The sequence below is a fragment of the Streptomyces beihaiensis genome (assembly GCF_026274175.1).
GTDB lineage: Bacteria > Actinomycetota > Actinomycetes > Streptomycetales > Streptomycetaceae > Streptomyces > Streptomyces beihaiensis.
In genome coordinates this window covers 1-19,140 of sequence record NZ_JAPHNL010000255.1, presented here as the reverse complement: position 1 = coordinate 19,140, position 19,140 = coordinate 1, and the positions used below count along the sequence as shown (strand labels likewise).

Sequence of the window (19,140 nt, the reverse complement as noted above, 5' to 3'; positions counted from 1 at the left end):
CGGACGTCATCGACCGTCCGGAAACCCCACATCCAGGAGCCGCAATGCGTCATTCCCCTGCCCGACCACCCCGCCCGAGACGGCGCACCGCCGCCGCCTTCGCCGTCGGCGCCCTCGCGCTCGGCGGCCTGGTGGCCCTGCCCGCCTCGGCCGCCCCCGCCGCTGCCGCCACCGCGACCGACACGGGAGTCAAGAACGGCGACGTGATCGCCAACCTGTGGGAGTGGAACTGGAAGTCGGTGGGCAAGGAGTGCACCGACGTCCTCGACCCGGCGGGCTACGGCGCCGTCCAGGTCGCCCCGCCCGAGGAGTCGCTCAAGCAGGCGAACTTCTACTGGTGGGACGTCTACCAGCCGTACTCGTACAAGCTCAACAGCCGGTTCGGCAACGAGACCGACTTCAAGAACATGATCGACACCTGCCACGCGGCGGGCATCAAGGTCATCACGGACGCCGTCATCAACCACACCGCCGCGCAGACCGGCACGGGGTACGACGGCACCACGATCACCGACAAGTACACGACCCCGGACTACAGCCCGCCGGACAGCGACGACTGCACCAAGACGATCTCCGACTGGACCAACCAGTGGGAGGTGCAGCACTGCGAGCTGCTCGGCATGCCGGACCTGGACACCAACGAGACCCACGTCCGCAGCACCCTCGAGGGCTACCTCAACAAGCAGATCGACATGGGGGTCGACGGCTTCCGCGTCGACGCGGCCAAGCACATCGAGGCGGCCGACCTGTCCGCCATGTTCGGCGCGCTGCACACCACCACGTCGGGCGAGAAGCCGTACATCACGCAGGAGGTGTACCCGGGCGAACCGCCCGCCCTGAGCGACTACTACGGCACCGGTGACGTCATCGACTTCACCTACGCCTCGAAGCTCAAGGACCAGTTCAACGGCGGCGACATCGCCAACCTCAAGACGTTCGGCAGCAGTTGGGGCCTGGCCGACGAGGCCCACTCCAACACGATGATCACCAATCACGACACCGAGCGCAACGGCTACTCGCTCAGCTACAAGGACGGCGACGCCTACAAGCTGGCCAACCTCTACCAGCTGGCGCGCGGTTACGGCCGCCCCTCGGTCTTCGCCTCCTGGACGTTCGACCAGAGCGACCAGGCGCCGCCGAACGACGGCAACGGGTTCGTCACGGACACGAACTGCTCCAGCAGCGCCTGGAACTGCTACGACCGCGACACCGCGCTCACCGGGATGGTCGCCTGGCACAACGCGGTCTCCGGTGACGTCGCCAACTGGCAGTCGCCCGCGTCGAACGTGATCGGCTTCAGCCGCGGCACTACCGGTTTCATCGCGCTCAACAACTCGTCCTCCGCGAACACCTACACGTACACGACGGGCCTGCCCGACGGCACGTACAAGAACGTCATCGACGGCGGCGCCACCTCGGTCACCGTCTCCGGCGGGAAGGCGGAGCTGACGGTGCCGGCGAAGGGCGCGGTCGCGTTCTACGTCGGTGGCTACACCTGCACCGTCGGCTGCGGTGGCTCCAGCGGCGGTTCGGGCGGAACGAGCGGTGACACGGTCACCGCGACGTTCGACGAGTACGCCTCCACGACGTCCGGCACCAATGTGTACGTCGTCGGTTCCGTGCCCGCGCTCGGCTCGTGGGACCCGGCGAACGCCGTGAAGCTGTCCTCCACGGACTACCCGATCTGGAAGAAGGACATCGCCGTCCCGGCCTCATCCTCCATCGAGTACAAGTACATCAAGAAGGACGCGTCGGGGAACGTCACCTGGGAGACCAATGCCAACAGGGCGCTCACCACGGGCACTTCGGCCGTCACGGTGAACAACTCCTGGAACGTGGCGAACGCGGACGCCACCGCTGTCACGTTCACGGTGAACGCGACGACGGCCTACGGCACCAACGTCTACGTCGTCGGGTCGATCCCCTCGCTCGGCTCCTGGAACACCGACGACGCGATCGCGCTGTCGTCGGCCGCGTACCCCTCCTGGGGCGGCACGGCCATCGTTTCGAAGTCGACGTCCTTCGAGTACAAGTACATCAAGAAGGACGCGTCGGGGAACGTGACGTGGGAGTCCGGTTCCAACCGGTCCTACACGACCGGTACGAACGCCGCGTACTCGACGAGCGACACCTGGCAGTAGCGGACGAAGAGCAGGCGAAGGGGGCCGGTGCCACGCACCGGCCCCCTTCTGGTGTACCTGTTCCCCGGCGGTCAGGTGGTCTCCCACCACACCGTCGTGTCGGCGGGCAGTTCGATGTGACCGTCGGCGACCGTCACCGGCGAGGAGGCGAGCAGCACCCTGCCGGGCGCGGGGATGCGGGCCGGTCCGCCGGTCGTGTTGACCGTGCAGGCGAAGCCGGGCCTGCGGAAGACGAGCAGGCCGCCCGGGACGCCCTCCTGCCACTCGACGCGGTCGCCGGCCCCGAGCCCCGGCTGTTCGCGCCGCACGGCGAGGGCGGCGCGGTACAGCTCAAGGGTGGAGTCGGGGTCGCCGGTCTGCGCCTCGACGCTGAGCGCGCCCCAGGTGCTGGGCTGCGGCAGCCAGCTGCCGCCGTCACCGAAGCCGTACGAGGGGCCGTCCACGGTCCACGGGATCGGCACCCGGCAGCCGTCGCGGAAGCCGTCCTGCCCCTGGGCGCGGAAGAACGACGGGTCCTGGCGCACCTCGTCGGGCAGGTCCGTGACGTCGGGGAGGCCCAGTTCCTCACCCTGGTAGAGGTAGGCGGAGCCGGGCAGCGCCAGCATGAGGAGAGTGGCGGCGCGGGCGCGGCGAAGGCCGAGCGCGCGGTCACCGGGGGTGCGGATCTGGGTGCCGAGGCCCTGCGGGTTGGCGTAGCGGGTGGCGTGCCGGGTGACGTCGTGGTTGGACAGGACCCAGGTGGCGGGGGCTCCGACCGGGCGCATCGCGTCGAGCGAGCTGTCGATGATGGCGCGCAGCTCGCCCGCCTCCCAGGGAGCGCCCAGGTACTGGAAGTTGAACGCCTGGTGCAGTTCGTCGGGGCGGACGTAGTTCGCCGTGCGCTCGACGGTGGGGGTCCATGCCTCGGCGACGAAGATCCTGTCGCCGTCGTACTCGTCGAGGATCGTGCGCCAGGAGCGGTAGATGGCGTGGACGCCGTCCTGGTCGAAGAACGGCATGACGTCGTTGCCGAGCAGCTTGAGCTGGTCGCCGCCGCCGATGTCGGGCAGGCCCTCCGCCTTGACCATGCCGTGGGCCACGTCGACGCGGAAGCCGTCGACGCCCATGTCGAGCCAGAACCGCAGGATGGAGCGGAACTCGTCGGCGACGGCCGGGTGTTCCCAGTTGAAGTCGGGCTGTTCCGGTGCGAAGAGGTGGAGGTACCAGTCGCCGTCGGGCAGCCGGGTCCAGGCGGGGCCACCGAAGATGGACTCCCAGTCGTTGGGGGGCAGTTCGCCGTGGGCGCCCTTGCCGGGACGGAAGTGGTAGCGCTCGCGCAGCGGTGAGCCGGGGCCCTCGGCGACGGCGCGGCGGAACCATTCGTGCTGGTCGGACGAGTGGTTGGGGACGAGGTCGACGATGACGCGCAGGCCCAGTCCGTGGGCGTCGCGGATCACCGCGTCGGCGTCGAGGAGCGAGCCGTACATCGGGTCGACGGCCCGGTAGTCGGCGACGTCGTAGCCGCCGTCGGCCTGCGGCGAGGCGTAGAACGGGCTGAGCCAGACGGCGTCGACGCCGAGGTCGCGCAGGTGCGGCAGACGGCGGCGGATGCCTTCGAGATCACCGGTTCCGTCGCCGTCACTGTCGGCGAAACTGCGCGGGTAGACCTGGTAGATCACCGCGTCGCGCCACCAGTCGGTGGCCTCGCGGGTGGCGGGGCGTGCCTCGGTGGCGTCCGTTGAGTGCTGGGTCATGGTGTCCTTGCTGCGTGAAGGAGCCGGCAACTGGTCGGGGTGCAGGGGTAGGCGAGCTTCACAGCTCGTGAGCTGGTGCGGGTCAGCCCTTGGTTCCGCCGGCGGTGAGGCCGGTGACCAGGTGTTTTTGGACAAGGTAGAAGAACGCGGAGACCGGTACGGCGATCAACACCGCGGTGGCCGCCATGTAGTTCCACTGGGCGTCGTGCTCGCTGATGAAGCTCTGCAGGCCGACGGCCAGGGTGTACTTGGAGTCGTCGAGCATGAACGTGGTGGCGAACGCGACCTCGCCGAAGGCCGTGATGAACGAGTAGAACGCGGCGACGGCCAAACCCGGCCGGGCCAGCGGCAGGATGAGGCGCACGTACGCGCCGAACGGGCTGAGCCCGTCGACGCGTCCCGCCTCGTCGATCTCGAACGGGATCGTGTCGAAGTACCCCTTGAGCAGCCACGTGCAGTAGGGCACGGCCGTGCCGCAGTAGACGAGGATCAGACCGAGGTAGTTGTCGATGAGACGCAGGTCCGTGAGGATCTGGTACATCGGCACGATCAGAACGGCGATCGGGAACGCCTGCGTGAGCAGCAGCACCCACATCAGGCCCCGGTAGCCGGGGAAGCGCATGCGCGAGACCGCGTAGCCGGTGGTCGCGGCGAACAGGACGCCGATGAACGCGGTGCCGCACGCCACGATCAGCGTCGACTTGAGCCACTCGAAGAACTGCGTGTGTTCGAGGACGAAGCTGTAGTTGGACAGCGATGCCTTGTGCGCGATGCCGCCGGGGTGCAGGTAATCGTTCTTGTCCGGTCCCAGGGAGAGCAGGACCAGCCAGGCGATCGGGAGCAGCGCGATCAGACCGGCGACGATCAGTGCGGCGTGCGAGAGGACGGTGGCGAGCCTGCTGCGCTCCCCGCGCCGCCGCACCCGGCGGCCGGTGGATTCGGTCGCGGTCGGCCGCGGCCCGCTGCGCGAGGGCGTGTCGAGGGTCGAGGTGCTCATGGTGCGGCTCCTGCGGCGTCAGACGGCGGGCTGGTCGTCGCGGACCAGCCAGCGGCGGTAGGCGGTGGTGAAGACGGCCAGGATCGACAGCAGCAGGACGCCGTAGGCGGCCGACTGCGCGAAGTCGCGTGGCTGCTGGCCGAAGCCGAGGTAGTAGGCCCAGTTCACGAGGATCTGCACATCGGGGTTGTTGTTGCCGAAGAGCAGGAAGATGATGATGAACTGGTTGAAGGTCCAGATGACGCCGAGCAGCACCACCGTCGAGCTGACCGACTTCAGGCCCGGCAGGGTGACGTGCCGGAAGCGCTGCCAGGCGCTCGCGCCGTCCATCTCGGCCGCCTCGTACAGGCTCGCGTCGATGGACTGCAGACCGCCGAGGAGCGAGACCATCATGAAGGGCACGCCGCACCAGGTGTTCACCATGATCGCGGTGAACCGCTGCCAGAAGACGTCCTCCAGCCAGGCGGGCTGCGGCAGATGGAGCGCGCCGAGCACCTGGTTGATGGCGCCGCCGTCGGAGAGCATGATGCGCCAGGAGAAGACGGTGACGAAGGTGGGGACCGCCCACGGCAGGACGAGCAGCAGCCGGTAGAAGGTGCGGCCGCGCAGCTTCTGGTTGAGCAGCATCGCGAGCGAGAGCCCGATGGTGTAGTGGAGGGCGACGCAGGCCACCGTCCACACCACGGTCCAGATGAAGTGCGACCAGAACCGGTCGTAGGCGGTCGGGCCCCACAGGATGTCGGCGTAGTTGTGCAGGCCGACGAACTTGTAGGTGGCGTCGATGTGGTTGACGCCGATGGTGCGGGCGGAGTTGAGGCTGGTGGCGTCGGTGAGCGTCAGGTAGAGGCCCCGCACCAGGGGGTAGCCGACGAGGGCGCCGAGGACCACGACGACCGGGGCGATCATCGCGTACGCGTACCAGTACGTACGGTAGGAGTCCTTCAGACGCCGGATCGGTCCCGGGCGCGGCTCGCGGCTCTGGGTGGCCGGTGGGTCGACGGCGAGGGTCATGGCGGGCACCTTCGGGGAGTTCGGGTTCCGCGACGGCCTCAGGCCGGTCCGTGCCTCCCCCTCCGGGGGCACGGACCGGCCCGACTACGCGGAACGGACGGTCACTTGGAGAAGCCGGGCACGAGCTTGGCGAACGACGTCTCCAGGTTGCCGACGCCCTTGTCCAGGGACTCCTTGCCGGTGGCGATCTTCGGCAGCTCCTGGTCCATCGGCCCCCACAGCGAGCTGTACTCGGGCAGCTCGGGCCGCGGCTGGGCGGCGCCGAGCACCTTCTCGAAGCCGGCGATGCCCGGGTCGGCGGTGACCTTGGCGGTGAAGGCGTCCGAGCGCGTCGGCAGCGTCGAGTTCTTCAGCGCGATCTGCTCCTGCGACGACGCCGACGTCATCCACTTGACGAACTTGAGGGACGCGGCCTGGTGCGCCTTGTCCGAGCCCGCGTACACCGACAGGTTGTGGCCGCCGGTCGGGGCGCCCGCCTTGCCGGCGGAGCCGGCCGGGACGGTGGCGATGCCGAGGTTGGACTTGTCCTTGAAGGCCGAGCCCTTGTAGATGTTCGTGATCTCCCAGGGGCCCTGGATGATCGAGGCGACCTTGCCGTTGACGAAGGCGTCCTCGATGTGGGCGTAGGCGTCGGCGGTGATGTCCGCCTTGTGCAGGCCCTTGCCGTGGAACAGGCTCTGCCAGGTGGCGAGCCCCTTCTTCGCCGGGGCGGAGCCGATGGTGATCTTCTTGGCGGCCGCGTCGACGGTGTCGGTGCCCTCGCCGAACAGGAACGGCATCGAGTAGTAGCCCGCGGTCGAGCCCCAGTAGCCGTCGGCGCCGGTCTTCTCCTTGACCTTGGCGGCGTCGGACTTCAGTTCCGCCCACGTGGTGGGCGCCTGGGTGATCCCGGCCTTCTTGAAGAGGGCCTTGTTGTAGAGGAAGGCGAGGGTGTCGGTGACCAGCGGGACACCGTAGGTCTTGCCCTGGTACTGGGCCTGCTTGATCAGGTTCGGCTGGAACTTCGACTTGTCGGCGAGGGCCTCCGTGCCGTCCAGCGGGAGCAGGTAGCTCTTCTTGGCGAACGCCGGCGTCCAGCCGACCTCGGCGCGCAGCACGTCCGGGGCGCCGCTGGCGCCGGCCGCGGTGTCGAACTTGTTCTGTGCCTGGTCGAAGGGCACGTTCACGTACTTGACCTTGATCTTCGGGTTCGCCTTCTCGAACTGCTTGATCAGGGCCTTGTAGGTGGGTGCCTCGTTCGTCGCGTTCGAGGTGTCCCACCACGTGATCGTGACCGGGCCTGACGCCTTGCCGCTGCCGCTGTCACTGCCACCGCAGGCCGTCGCCGCGATTGCGAGGGACGCCACCACCGCGGTGGCCGCTATGCCACGCCGCATGAGATCTCCTAGAGAGTGAAGGCCCGTGAGTGGGCGAGGAGCGGTCCCGTCCGCTCCGCTGGCCGACTTGCCGACTGCGCCGTTGCCGCCGCCGGGCGACGTGAACGTAACAGCGTGGAAGTCTCGGCGAAAGACCTTGCAGCAAAAAATTGCAGCCAACGTGGCTAGTTATCGCTTCGTGACCGACAAGATGTCGCGCGATCGGTGAAGTTATGCCCGATTAAGTAGCGGTTTGCCATACTGCAAGGCTCTGCAAGGTCTTGCCATCGAGGTGTGACGCGGGGAATCATCGGCCCAGACCACACCATCCTTACGAGGAGTGCGATGACGCAGCAGCCCGCGCAGGCCGCCCGGCCGGTGCCGTCCCCACCCGCGACCGCGCGGCTCGCCGACATCGCCGTGCAGGCGGGGGTGAGCGAGGCGACGGTCAGCCGGGTCCTCAACGGCAAGCCCGGGGTCGCGGCGGGCACCCGCCAGTCGGTGCTCGCCGCCCTCGACGTGCTCGGCTACGAGCGGCCGGTGCGGCTGCGGCAGCGCAGCGAGGGCCTGGTCGGACTGATCACGCCGGAGCTGGAGAACCCGATCTTCCCGGCGCTCGCCCAGGTGATCGGGCAGGCCCTGACCCGCCAGGGGTACACACCGGTCCTGGCCACGCAGACACCGGGCGGCTCGACCGAGGACGAGCTCACCGAGATGCTCGTGGACCGGGGCGTGACCGCCATCATCTACGTCTCCGGGCTGCACGCCGACACCACGGCCGACACCCGGCGCTACGAGCAACTGCGGGCGCAGGGTGTGCCGTTCGTGCTGGTGGACGGATTCTCGCCGAAGGTGCGGGCGCCGTTCATATCGCCCGACGACCGGGCGGCGACGCAGTTGGCGGTGACGCATCTGGCCGCGCTCGGGCACACGCGGATCGGGCTCGCGCTCGGGCCGAAGCGGTTCGTGCCGGTGCAGCGCAAGATCGAGGGGTTCGTGCGCGCCATGCAGGAGCGTTTCGGCCTGCCGGCGGCGGAGGTCGAACGGGACCTCGTCCAGCACTCGCTCTACACGCTGGAGGGCGGTCAGGCCGCCGCGGCGGATCTGCTCGACCGCGGCTGCACGGCGATCGTCTGCGCCAGCGACATGATGGCGCTCGGCGCGATCCGCACGGTCCGCCAGCGCGGCCTCGAAGTGCCCGACGACGTGTCGGTGGTCGGCTTCGACGACTCGACGCTGATCGCCTTCACCGACCCTCCGCTGACGACGGTGCGCAAGCCGGTGCAGGCGATGGGGCAGGCCGCGGTCCGCGCGGTGCTCGAGGAGATCGGCGGCACGCCCGCGCCGCACACCGAGTTCGTGTTCATGCCGGAACTGGTGGTGCGCGGCTCCACGGCGTCGGGACCCGGCGTCACCGGGGCCGCGGGGGCCGCCGGGGCTCGCTGAATCGGGAGCAGGCGGCTGCCATGAGGCGGAACCACTGGGCCATTGGTACAGTCGGGCGCGATCGACAGCGCCACCGAAGGAGTCCGCCCGATGGCCGTGGACCAGCTCGACACCCGCATCCTGCGGCTCCTGCTCGAACAGCCCAGGACGAGCGTGCGCGAGTACGCACGCATCCTGGGCATCGCCCGGGGCACACTTCAGGCCCGGCTCGACCGCCTGGAGCGCGACGGCGTGATCACCGGTTCGGCGCCCACCCTCTCCCCCGCGGCGCTCGGCCACCCGGTCCTCGCCTTCGTGCACATCGAGGTCACCCAGGGCCATCTCGCGGACGTCGGGGACGGGCTCGCAGCCGTGCCGGAGATCATCGAGGCGCACTCGATCACCGGCGCGGGCGACCTGCTCGCCCGGGTGGCGGCCCGCGACGCCGAACACCTGGAGGACGTCGTGCAGCAGCTCAACCGGCTGCCCGGCGTGGTCCGCACCCGCACCGAGGTGGCCCTGCGCGAGCGAGTGCCGCACCGCGTTCTGCCGCTGGTCGAGTCGGTGGGGCGGGCGGCCGCCACCACGGACGGCGGCTGAGTCGATTCAGGCGCCTTCCTGCATGCTGGAAGGCATGAACGACCGACATGCCCCGTACGACGCGGACGCCCCCGCGTACCGCTTCGGCCGCGTCGCGGTCGTCTTCGACCTCGACGGCACCCTCGTCGACAGCGAGCCCAACTACTTCAAGGCATCGCTCGGCACCCTCGCCCGGTACGGCGTCACGGACTTCACCTGGGCCGACCACGAGACGTACGTCGGCATCTCCACCTTGGAGACCATCGAGATCTGGCGGCGCCGGTACGGGATCGAGGCTCCTGCCGCCGAGATGCTCGCCGACGCCAACACCCGCTATCTGGAGTTCGCGCGCGCCGACACCCACGTCTTCCCGCAGATGCGACTGTTCGTGGAACACCTGCGCGAGGCGGGCGTGCCCATGATCGTGGCGTCGGGTTCCTCGCCGGAGGCGATCGACGCGATCCTGACGGGCACCGGACTCGCCGGCCCGCTGCCGCTGCGCGTGTCGGCGGACGAGGTCGGCCGGGGCAAGCCCGCCCCCGACGTGTTCCTGGAGGCGGCCCGCCGCCTGGGCGTGCGGCCGGGGTGCTGCGTCGTCATCGAGGACGCGGCGCCGGGGGCCGCGGCGGCGCACGCGGCGGGGATGCGGTGCATCGCGGTGCCGTATGTCGCCGCCCAGGCGGACGATCCGGCGTTCACCACGGTCGACCTGTTGTTCAAGGGCGGGCAGGAGGAGTTCACGGCGCGGGCCGCGTGCGAGTGGCTGGAGCGGTCGGCGTCGGCGGCTTGACCACGGCACACCACCGCGAGCGGGACCGCGCCGCTCGCAAACCGCCCGGCGCGGCCGTCCGACGGGGCCGCTCGGCGGGCCGCTCGGCTTGGGATTCGCTCGTTCGGGTACTCGAACGATCATGCGTATCAGTGTGATCGATGTCGGCTCGAACACCGTGCGGCTCGCGGTCGCGGACGTACGAGACGGCGCACCGCTTCCGGTGCACACGGCCAAACGGCGGCTACGGCTGTCCGAACAGGTCGACGGCGACCGCAGACTCGGCCCACGCGCCGTGGAGCGCGTCGTGGAGGCGGTGGGCGAGGCGTGCGCACAGGCCGAACGGTGGGGCAGCGACGAGCCGTTCGCGTTCGCGACGGCCATCGTCAGGGACGCGCCCAACCGCGCGGAGGTGCTGCGGGCCGTGGCGGAGGGGACCGGGGTGCGGCTGCGGGTACTGCCCGGTGAGGTGGAGGCGGAGCTGACGTTCCTGGCCGCACGGCGCTGGATGGGGTGGCGGGCCGGACCGCTCGGTGTCCTCGACATCGGCGGCGGCTCCCTCGAAGTGGCGTTCGGGCGGGGCCGCCTTCCGGACTTCGCGGTGTCGCTGCCACTCGGGGCGCGGCGCCTGACCCGCGAGCATCTGGCGGACTCCCTGGAGGGGCGGCCCACCGACGACGCCCTCAAGGCGTTGCGCCGGCATGTGCGGCATCAGCTCAGGGACGTGGCCGCGCGGATCCGCTGGGAGGGCCCGATCACCGCCGCCGCCACCTCCCGCACCTTCACCCAGCTGGCCCGGCTGTGCGGGGCGCCGCCGGGACGGCACGGCCCGTTCGTGGCGCGTACGCTGCGGCGCGGCGCGCTGCGCGCGGCGGTCGCCGAACTCGCGGCGCTCGAACCGGAACGGCGCGCCGAACTGCCCGGCATCTCGGCGCCGCGCGCCCACCAGTCGCTGGCCGGGGCGCTGGTCGGGCACACCGCGATGAAGCTGATGGGCATCCGGGAGCTGACGATCTGCCCCTGGGCGATCCGCGAGGGGATCCTGCTCAGGCGCATCGAGGGCGACACCGAGTGGTGGTCGGGCCCCCAGACGCCCCTGTCCCACCAGCCCCACTTGCCCCATCAGCCCCACCTGTCCCATCACCCGTCCGCACAGCCGCCGTTGCCGCGCCGGGCCACGTCGCTGACGCTCGGCACGGCCGGGGTGCCCGTGGGCGCGGCGGACGGCGGACGTGACATGCGCCATGATCGGCCCGACTTCGTTGTGGGCTCCGCCCGGACCTGATCAGCTGGGCCTCACCGACGCTCGTCCAGGAGGCCCCGTTGTTCCGTTCCGTCGACGATGTCACCGCACGGCTCGCCGAGACCGGATACCTTGCCTCGCCCGCCGTGGCGACGACCGTGTTCCTCGCCGCCCGGCTCGGCAAGCCGCTGCTCGTCGAGGGCCCGGCCGGCGTCGGCAAGACCGAGTTGGCCAAGGCCGTCGCGGCGATCACTGACGCGCGGCTGATCCGGCTGCAGTGCTACGAGGGCGTCGACGAGTCGCGGGCCCTGTACGAGTGGAACCACGCCAAGCAGTTGCTGCGCATCACGGCGGGCCGCGACGAGACCTGGGACCAGACCCGCACGGACATCTTCAGCGAGGAGTTCCTGCTGCCGCGCCCGCTGCTCGCCGCGATCCGCGGCGACGACGCGAAGGTGCTGCTCATCGACGAGATGGACAAGGCCGACGTGGAGGTGGAGGGCCTTCTCCTGGAAGTTCTCAGCGACTTCCAGGTGACGGTCCCCGAGCTGGGCACGGTCACCGCGACCCGTCACCCTTTCGTGGTGCTCACCTCGAACGCGAGCCGCGAGCTGTCCGAGGCGCTGCGCCGCCGCTGCCTGTTCCTGCACATCGACTTCCCCGACGAGGAACTCGAACGCCGCATCGTCGCCCTCAAGGTCCCCGGCCTCGACGAGGTCCTCACCGCGTCCCTCGTCCGCGTGGTGGGCGCGCTGCGCGCCATGGACCTGCGCAAGGCGCCGTCGGTGGCCGAGACGGTGGACTGGGCGCGCACCCTGCTGGCGCTCGGCGCGGACCGGCTCGACGAGGAGGTCGTACGGGCGTCTCTCGGGGTGGTCCTCAAGCACCAGGAGGACGTGCGGGCGGCCGCGGCGAAGCTGGACCTGGACGCCGTATGAGCACACCCGCGCACTCCACCGCCGCCACGGTCCCCGACCGGGTCACCTCGCTCGTACGGGCGCTGCGCACGCACGGCATCCGGATCGGCACGGGCGAGAGCGTGGACGCGGCGCGCGCCGTGGCGGTGCTCGGCCTGGCCGACCGGGACCAGTTGCGTGAGGGGCTCGCCGCCGCGCTCCTGCACGACCGGGGGCAGCGCGCCGTGTTCGACCCGGTCTTCGACCTGTACTTCCCGCGGCGTGTCGGGGCGCCGGGCGGGGACGGCCCTGGGGACGGCGCGCGTTTCGAGGAGAAGGACTTCGACCGGGACGGGCTGCGCGACCGGCTCGCCGAGGCCCTGGCCGCGAGTGATCGCGCGGCGATGGCCGCGCTGGCAGCCGAGGCGGTCGACGGGCTCGGCGGGTACGGGTCGGCGCCCGGCTCGGACGGTTTCTCGGCGCAGCAGACCCTGGAGCGGCTGCGCCCGCAGACACTGCTGGCGCGTGTGCGGGCCGCTCTGCGGGCGGGCGGCGGCGAGAGCGAGAGCGGGGCGTTCACCGACCGCGTCGAGGCCGACGAGATCCGCCGCCGCATCGAGGACTTCCGCGAGCTGGTACGCGCCGAGGCGCGCCGCCGGGTCGCCGAGCGGCGCGGTACCGACGAGATCGCCCGCCGCATGGTGGTGCGCACGGCCGACCGGGCGGACTTCCTGTACGCGGGCCGGTCCCAACTGGCCGAGCTGCGCCGCGCCGTGCATCCGCTGGCCCGGAAGCTGGCGACTCGCCTTGCCGCGCGCAGGCGCCGCGCCGCCCGCGGCCACATCGATCTGCGCCGCACGTTGCGCGGCTCGCTCTCCACGGGCGGGGTGCCGATGCGGCCGGTACTGCGCAGGCGCCGTCCGGCCCGGCCCGAGCTTGTGCTGCTGTGCGACGTGTCGGGCTCGGTCGCGGGGTTCGCCAACTTCACGATGCTGCTGGTGCAGGCGTTGCACGACCAGTTCAGCAGGGTCCGGGTGTTCGCGTTCGTCAACCGGGTCGACGAGGTGACCGAGCTGATCGCGCGGGGCGCCGCCGACCCCGAGGGCCTTGGCGGGCGGATCACTACCGAGGCGGCGGTGACCGGTTGGCACGGCAGCAGTGACTACGGCGGCGCGCTCACCGAGTTCGTGGAGCGCCACGCGGCGGCGCTGACCTCGCGGTCGTCGGTGTTCGTCCTGGGCGACGCCCGCACGAACCAGATGGATCCGGGCCTGGCGGCGCTGCGCCGCATCGCCCGCATGGCCCGGCGTACGTACTGGCTCAACCCTGAGCCGCGCTCCCAGTGGGACACGGGGGACTCGGTGGCGGGCGCGTACGGGCAGATCGTGCCGATGTACGAGTGCCGCGACGCACGGCAGCTCAGCGCGCTGGTGGGGCGGCTCCTGCCGGTCTGAGTCGCGCCGTGACATGTCGCACAGGCCACCAAGGGCTCGTCAAGCGCGCGACAACAACACGTCAAGTTACGATGTCCGGCGCCGTTCGCACGGACGGCGTGACCAGGGACGACGTGGACGAGGACGAGAGGGGCCGCAGCGGTGGCAGCACGGATGCCGCGGTCGTTGGGGTCCGTGTTCACGGCCCACCCCGCGCGCACGGTGGTCATGGCGTTCGCCGCGGTGATCGTGGTGGGCACGGTGCTGCTCTCGCTGCCGATGGCGTCCGAGGGCGGTGCGTCCACGCGTCTCGTAGACGCCTTGTTCACGTCCACCTCCGCGGTGTGCGTGACCGGGCTCGCGGTGGTCGACACCGGGGCGCACTGGAGCGGGTTCGGCGAGGGCGTGATTCTCGCGCTGATCCAGGTGGGCGGCTTCGGGATCATGACGCTGGCGTCGTTCCTCGCGCTGCTCGTCTCGGGGCGGCTGCGGCTGCGGATGCAGTTGACGGCGGCGGCCGAGACGAAGAGTTTCGGCATCGGTGACGTACGCAAGGTGCTGCTCGGTGTCGCCGGGACGACGCTGGTCGTGGAGCTCGCCGTCGGCGCGATGCTCTCGCTGCGGTTCAGGTTCGGCTACGGCGAGAGTGTCGGCGAGGCGCTCCACCAGGGCTATTTCCATGCCGTATCGGCCTTCAACAACGCCGGTTTCGGCCTGCGCCCCGACAGCGTCACCCGGTACGCGGACGACCCCTGGGTCGTCCTTCCCCTCGCCGCCGCCGTGATCCTGGGCGGGCTCGGCTTCCCCGTCCTGCTGGAACTGCTGCGCCACCGGCACCGGCGGCGCACGACGGGGCGGCGCGGCTGGTCGCTGCACACGAAGCTGACCGTGCTCACCACGGTGGGCCTGCTGATCACTGGGACCGTCCTGACGTGTCTGCTCGAGTGGTCGAACCGGGCGACGCTCGGCCCGTTCGACTGGGGCGACAAGCTGCTGCTCGGCTTCTTCCACTCGGCGATGACCCGCACCGCGGGCTTCAACTCGGTGGACATCGCCTCGATGCACTCCTCGACGCTCCTGCTGACCTGCATGCTGATGTTCATCGGCGGCGGCAGCGCCGGAACGGCGGGCGGCATCAAGGTCACCACGTTCGCGGTGCTCGCCGCCGGGATGGTCGCGGAGGTGCGTGGCGAGCCCAACGCGGCGGTCCTCGGCCGCCGCCTGGCACCCCATGTGCTGCGTCAGGCGCTGACGGTGTCGCTGCTGGGCATCGGCGTGGTCATGTCGGCGACGCTCGCGCTGCTGACCATGACGAAGGACTCTCTTGAGCCGGTCCTGTTCGAGGTGGTCTCGGCGTTCGGCACGGTGGGTCTGTCCACCGGGATCACCGGTGATCTGCCGACGGACGGGCGTCTCGTCCTCGTCGCCCTGATGTTCATCGGCCGGCTCGGTCCCATCACCCTCGTCTCGGCGCTCGCCCTGCGCGAACGCACCCGACGTTACGAACTTCCCGAGGAGCGACCTGTCATTGGGTAACTACCTGCACTCCCTGCGCCGTCGTCGCCACAAGCGGCTGACCGAGCAGTACGCCCACTCCGACCACAGCGACCAGCGTGTCGCCGTGATCGGCCTGGGCCGGTTCGGCAGTTCGCTCGCCAACGAGCTGATGCGCCGCGGCTGGGACGTCCTGGGCATCGACACCGACCCGCGGCTGATCCAGAGGTGGAGCGACTCGCTGACCCACTCGGCGGTCGCCGACTGCACCGACCCCGAGGTGCTCAAGCAGCTGGGCGTGGCCGAGTTCACCAGCGCCGTCGTCGGCATCGGCACCGACATCGAGGCCAGCATCCTCGTCACGTCCAACCTTCTCGAGGCCGACGTGCCCAACATCTGGGCGAAGGCGATCAGCCGCCAGCACGGCCAGATCCTGGAGCGGCTCGGCGCTCACCACGTGGTGCTGCCCGAGCACGAGATGGGCGAGCGCGTCGCCCACCTGGTCACCGGCCGGATGCTCGACTTCATCGAGTTCGACGACGACTACGCGCTGGTCAAGACGCTCGCCCCGGAGTGCACCACCGGGGTCGCGCTCGGGCAGAGCCTGGTCCGCAGCAAGTACGGCGTCACCGTCGTCGGCATCAAGCGGCCCGGCCAGGACTTCACGCACGCCACCGCGGACACGGTCGTCGAGCAGGGTGACGTCGTCATCGTCACCGGTCGTACGTCGAAGGTGGAGGCCTTCGCCGAACTCATGTGAGCACAGAGGCCACTGATGTGACGCTGACATGGCAGCGGGACATGCCCAGCGGCCCGGTGCGGGACCGGTGATCGGCGAGGTACCCGTCGGCTGAGTGGGCCCGCGGCCCGGGGCACCGCCCGGAGCCCCGCAGCGCTCACGCGTCGCGGCGGTCGGGATCGACGCCCGTGTCCGTGCCCGCGCCCGTGTGGGCGGTCGGTGTGCCTCCGATGAGGTCGATGGCCTTGAGGCGCAGCCGGCTCCAGCGGCGGTCGTGGCGGTAGGCGCGGCGTGCGGCGCGGGCCCGTGCCCGTGGGCGGCGCCGGTACAGGTGCTTCGCCCACGGCGAGCCGGGCCGGGCCAGACGCACCGCCGCGAAGAGCGCCACGAACGGGACGAGCACGCCGACGACCGCGAGCCGGAGCTTGCCCTTCACCAGCGCGATCAGGCAGAACAGCAGCCGTACGCCGACGAACAGGATGACCGTGCCGCGGCTGCGCAGTTCCTGGTCGTCGAGGCCGTTGACGCCGAACGGCGCGAAACCGGCGAGCAGCAGGCCGGTCAGCGCGACGACGACCAGTACGATCTCGACGCTCTTGGTTCCTTCCTTCGTCCAGTAGACGTCGCTGAGGTGCAGCACCAGGGCGAACTCGTCGAGCACCAGCGCGGCGCCGGCGCCGAACACGGCCGCGGCGACGGCGGACCCGAAACCGTGGCGCCCTCCGGCTATCACGGTGAACCCGCCCACCGTCATGAGGACGATGCCCGGCACCACGTGGTGAACGTGCAGCCCGCCGGGCGAGATGTTGCGGAACGGTCCTCTGCCCGCGCGGATCAGCCGGGTGATCAGCCGGGTGACGGCGAACGTGACGACGAACGCGAGAAGGGCGAGAAGCAGCGGCAGCTTGCCCGGCTCGACGATGTCGCGGTGCCACCAGCCGTCGTTCACGTGGCCATGATCCCCGCGCGCGCGGCGCGCGGCAGCGGGGGCCGGTCCGCACGGGTGAAGCGGAGGGCGGCCCGCGGACGGCTGCCCCGTTCGGCCCCCGCCCGATGGCCGGTGGCGCGCAGCGTCCATAACGTCGCAGTCGTCGAGGAGGCTCTCCGGACCCGCGGGGATCAGGCTTCGCGGGCCCTCTTCGGCGCGTTGCAGAGGATGCTCATGCGTTCCATATCCCTGGCCCCGTCCCTGGCCTCGACCGCCGCCGCTTCCCTCGCCGTGCTCGCCCTGTCCACGCCCCTCGCCATGGCCGACGACGGCGGGCGGCAGTCGAACATCACGTCCTTCGGCTTCAGCGTCACCCCGTCCACGGTGGCCCCCGGCGGCACCGTCACTCTCAACGCCACGGGCTGCGAGGTGCCGACCGTCACCGTCGACTCGCCGGTCTTCGACTCGACGCAGTTGAACGAGGGCCACTCCGCGATCGCGACGGTCTACCCCGACGCCAAGCCGGGCGCGCAGTACGACGTCATCTTCGACTGCGACGGCGAGAAGGGCTCCACGACCCTCACCATCAGCTCGGGCGGCACCAATCGCCCGCACGGCGTCAGGGCCGGTGTGGGCGGCAGCATCGGCGAGGCGAGCCCGTCGCAGATCGCCGCCGGTGCCGCGCTGATCGTCGGCTCCCTGGCCACCGCCGTCCATCGCGGCCGCAGGCGCCGTACGGACGGTTCCTGACGCCCCGCCGGGTCGACCCGCATCACCGGGGACGGCGGCCGGTCCGGCGTCACCGGGCGAGCGCCGGGACGAGTCTGACCGCGTCGACGGTGCCGAGCCCGGACGCCAGGTCGTAGCCGTCGCCCGCCCGATGGCCGCCGGCGCCGTTGATGCCGGACGTGACGTCGACGACTCCGGCTCTCGCGCCCTCGCCCGGGGTCGGGGCGAGGGCGTACAGGCGCGTGTTGACGTCGCCGAGGCCGCCGCCGTGCCGCTGGTCGGCGAGGGCGACGACGCCGGCGAAGAGCGGGGCGGCGAGACTGGTGCCGCCGAGTGGCTGCCATGAACCGCCGTGGGCGTCGGTGATGTAGACCATGGTGCTGCCGTCGCCGGAGGCCGTCATGGAGATGTCGGGGACGGCGCGCCGGCCGCCCGCGACTGCGGCCACCCTGCCGCCGGCCTGGAAGCGGGGCCGGTCGAACACCTTGGACAGGCCGCCGCCCGAGGCTCCCAGGTCGTCGTTCCAGACGGTGTCGGGCCCGGTCCTGCGGCCCTTGTCGTCGAGGTGGAGGCGGGTGCCGCCGACGCCTGTCACGTGCGGGGCGCTCGCCGGCCACTCGGTGGTGCGTACGTGGGTGCCGTCGTCCGAGGCGTTGGGGTCGAAGACCCCGTTGTCGCCGGAGGCCGCCACGAACGTCATGCCGGTCTCGTTTCCGAGCCGGAAGAGCTCGGACGCCTTCTTGTAGTACGTGTCGTGGCCGCGCGCGCCGGAGCCTCGTTCGGGAAAGCCGAGGCTGAGCGAGACGACGTCGGCCGACCTGTGCTCGACGATGTCGCCGAGCACCTCGATCAGGGCGGCGAACGCGTCGGGGGACAACTGGTCGTCCACGTCCCGCGGGGCGGCGCCGATCTGGTGGAGGACGAGTTTCGCCTCGGGCGCGAAGGCGTGGACGGCCTCCAGGTCCATGGTGGTCTCCTCCGCGCTGCTCGCCATCGTGTCGTTCTTCCAGTCGAAAGGCGCGGCGGGGCCGTCGTGCGGCGCGTGGTGCACGATCCTCAGGTCGGGTGCGGGCAGCCCCAGCCGGTCGCTGAACGTCTGGAGGTCCTTGCGGACGCCGGGCGCGCCGATGAAGTCGACGACGGCGACGGTGCGGCCTGTGCCGGTCAGGCCCTGTCGGGCGAGCCGGTCGATGCCGTAGGCGGTGCGCAGCTGGCCGAACGTGTAGCAGTCCGTGCCGGTCCGCTGCTCGCAGGCAAGACGGTCGGGGTCGTTCACCGCCGTGACCGCGGTGGTCAGGACGGCGGCGAGCAGCGGCACGGCGAGGAGATGTGCTCTGCGGATCATGGAGGGCGTCCTCTCCCGGCTCCCCGAGCCCTCCACCAGATTCACCCGGACGGCCTTGTTCCGCCACGCGGGGCGGTCGGTCGGGCGGGCGGTCCTGCCGGCCGGTGAACGGGGCGGTGTGCCCGTCGGCGCAGTGCGCGCCCGGTGCGGGCAGGCACGTGGTGAGGATGTGCCGGGACACCGCGGCGATGCCGAACGGGGTGACGACGCCGTGGCCGGGGCCGGGTGATCGGCAGCAGGGCGGCGGTGGCGCCCTTGTCGGCCGGGGCGGGCGGACAGGGCGCCGGGGGACGCCGGGCGCCGGGTCGACGACTCCGCCGCCG

The 19,140-nt window shown here is 71.0% G+C and carries 16 protein-coding genes; 10 read left to right on the top strand and 6 right to left on the bottom strand.

Going from position 1 to position 19,140, the window contains the following annotated elements:
* Nucleotides 1–44: 44 nt before the first annotated feature.
* Entirely contained in the window at nucleotides 45–2,141 is a 2,097-nt protein-coding gene (locus tag OFY01_RS20000; protein ID WP_266601822.1) for a carbohydrate-binding module family 20 domain-containing protein, read from the top strand.
* 71 nt (nucleotides 2,142–2,212) lie between these two features.
* Here OFY01_RS20000 and OFY01_RS19995 read toward each other — a convergent pair whose 3' ends face one another.
* The 4 genes from OFY01_RS19995 to OFY01_RS19980 form a co-directional block, all read right to left on the bottom strand.
* Complete coding sequence (locus tag OFY01_RS19995; protein WP_266601820.1) at nucleotides 2,213–3,874, bottom strand: glycoside hydrolase family 13 protein; 1,662 nt, start codon at nucleotides 3,872–3,874, stop codon at nucleotides 2,213–2,215.
* Between the two features lie 82 nt (nucleotides 3,875–3,956).
* Entirely contained in the window at nucleotides 3,957–4,871 is a 915-nt protein-coding gene (locus tag OFY01_RS19990; RefSeq protein WP_266601818.1) for a sugar ABC transporter permease, read from the bottom strand.
* 18 nt (nucleotides 4,872–4,889) lie between these two features.
* Entirely contained in the window at nucleotides 4,890–5,882 is a 993-nt protein-coding gene (locus tag OFY01_RS19985; protein WP_266601816.1) for a carbohydrate ABC transporter permease, read from the bottom strand.
* Nucleotides 5,883–5,983: 101 nt separating this feature from the next.
* Complete coding sequence (locus OFY01_RS19980) at nucleotides 5,984–7,258, bottom strand: extracellular solute-binding protein (RefSeq protein ID WP_266601814.1); 1,275 nt, start codon at nucleotides 7,256–7,258, stop codon at nucleotides 5,984–5,986.
* Between the two features lie 324 nt (nucleotides 7,259–7,582).
* On the opposite strand from OFY01_RS19980, the gene OFY01_RS19975 reads away from it, so the two are divergent.
* The 8 genes from OFY01_RS19975 (at nucleotide 7,583) to OFY01_RS19940 (ending at nucleotide 15,836) form a co-directional block, all read left to right on the top strand.
* Entirely contained in the window at nucleotides 7,583–8,683 is a 1,101-nt protein-coding gene (locus tag OFY01_RS19975) for a LacI family DNA-binding transcriptional regulator (RefSeq protein ID WP_266601812.1), read from the top strand.
* A 90-nt stretch (nucleotides 8,684–8,773) separates the two neighbouring features.
* Nucleotides 8,774–9,262: an Lrp/AsnC family transcriptional regulator gene (locus OFY01_RS19970; RefSeq protein ID WP_266601810.1), complete on the top strand. Its 489-nt coding sequence runs from the start codon at nucleotides 8,774–8,776 to the stop codon at nucleotides 9,260–9,262.
* A 34-nt stretch (nucleotides 9,263–9,296) separates the two neighbouring features.
* Nucleotides 9,297–10,031: an HAD family hydrolase gene (locus OFY01_RS19965; protein ID WP_266601809.1), complete on the top strand. Its 735-nt coding sequence runs from the start codon at nucleotides 9,297–9,299 to the stop codon at nucleotides 10,029–10,031.
* A 121-nt stretch (nucleotides 10,032–10,152) separates the two neighbouring features.
* Nucleotides 10,153–11,295, top strand: a complete 1,143-nt coding sequence (locus tag OFY01_RS19960) for a Ppx/GppA phosphatase family protein (protein WP_266601807.1) — start codon at nucleotides 10,153–10,155, stop codon at nucleotides 11,293–11,295.
* 38 nt (nucleotides 11,296–11,333) lie between these two features.
* On the top strand, nucleotides 11,334–12,191 hold the full coding sequence (locus OFY01_RS19955; RefSeq protein ID WP_266601805.1) for an AAA family ATPase: 858 nt from the start codon (nucleotides 11,334–11,336) through the stop codon (nucleotides 12,189–12,191).
* Nucleotides 12,188–13,603: a vWA domain-containing protein gene (locus OFY01_RS19950; protein ID WP_266601803.1), complete on the top strand. Its 1,416-nt coding sequence runs from the start codon at nucleotides 12,188–12,190 to the stop codon at nucleotides 13,601–13,603. Before OFY01_RS19955 ends, OFY01_RS19950 begins: the two co-directional genes overlap by 4 nt.
* A gap of 141 nt (nucleotides 13,604–13,744) precedes the next feature.
* Nucleotides 13,745–15,118 (top strand): TrkH family potassium uptake protein, encoded by a 1,374-nt coding sequence (locus OFY01_RS19945; protein ID WP_266601801.1) that lies wholly within the window; start codon nucleotides 13,745–13,747, stop codon nucleotides 15,116–15,118.
* A complete protein-coding gene (locus OFY01_RS19940; protein WP_266601799.1) occupies nucleotides 15,111–15,836 on the top strand; it encodes a potassium channel family protein in 726 nt (241 codons plus the stop codon). The genes OFY01_RS19945 and OFY01_RS19940 overlap by 8 nt, the downstream gene beginning before the upstream one ends.
* Before the next feature lie 136 nt (nucleotides 15,837–15,972).
* Here the strand turns inward: OFY01_RS19940 and OFY01_RS19935 are convergent, their stop codons facing one another.
* Nucleotides 15,973–16,764 (bottom strand): hypothetical protein, encoded by a 792-nt coding sequence (locus OFY01_RS19935; RefSeq protein ID WP_266601797.1) that lies wholly within the window; start codon nucleotides 16,762–16,764, stop codon nucleotides 15,973–15,975.
* A gap of 213 nt (nucleotides 16,765–16,977) precedes the next feature.
* Here OFY01_RS19935 and OFY01_RS19930 point away from each other — a divergent pair, with 213 nt between their 5' ends.
* A complete protein-coding gene (locus tag OFY01_RS19930) occupies nucleotides 16,978–17,493 on the top strand; it encodes a hypothetical protein (protein ID WP_266601795.1) in 516 nt (171 codons plus the stop codon).
* A 49-nt stretch (nucleotides 17,494–17,542) separates the two neighbouring features.
* On the opposite strand, the gene OFY01_RS19925 is transcribed toward OFY01_RS19930, so the two are convergent.
* On the bottom strand, nucleotides 17,543–18,817 hold the full coding sequence (locus tag OFY01_RS19925) for a S53 family peptidase (RefSeq protein WP_266601793.1): 1,275 nt from the start codon (nucleotides 18,815–18,817) through the stop codon (nucleotides 17,543–17,545).
* Nucleotides 18,818–19,140 lie beyond the last annotated feature (323 nt).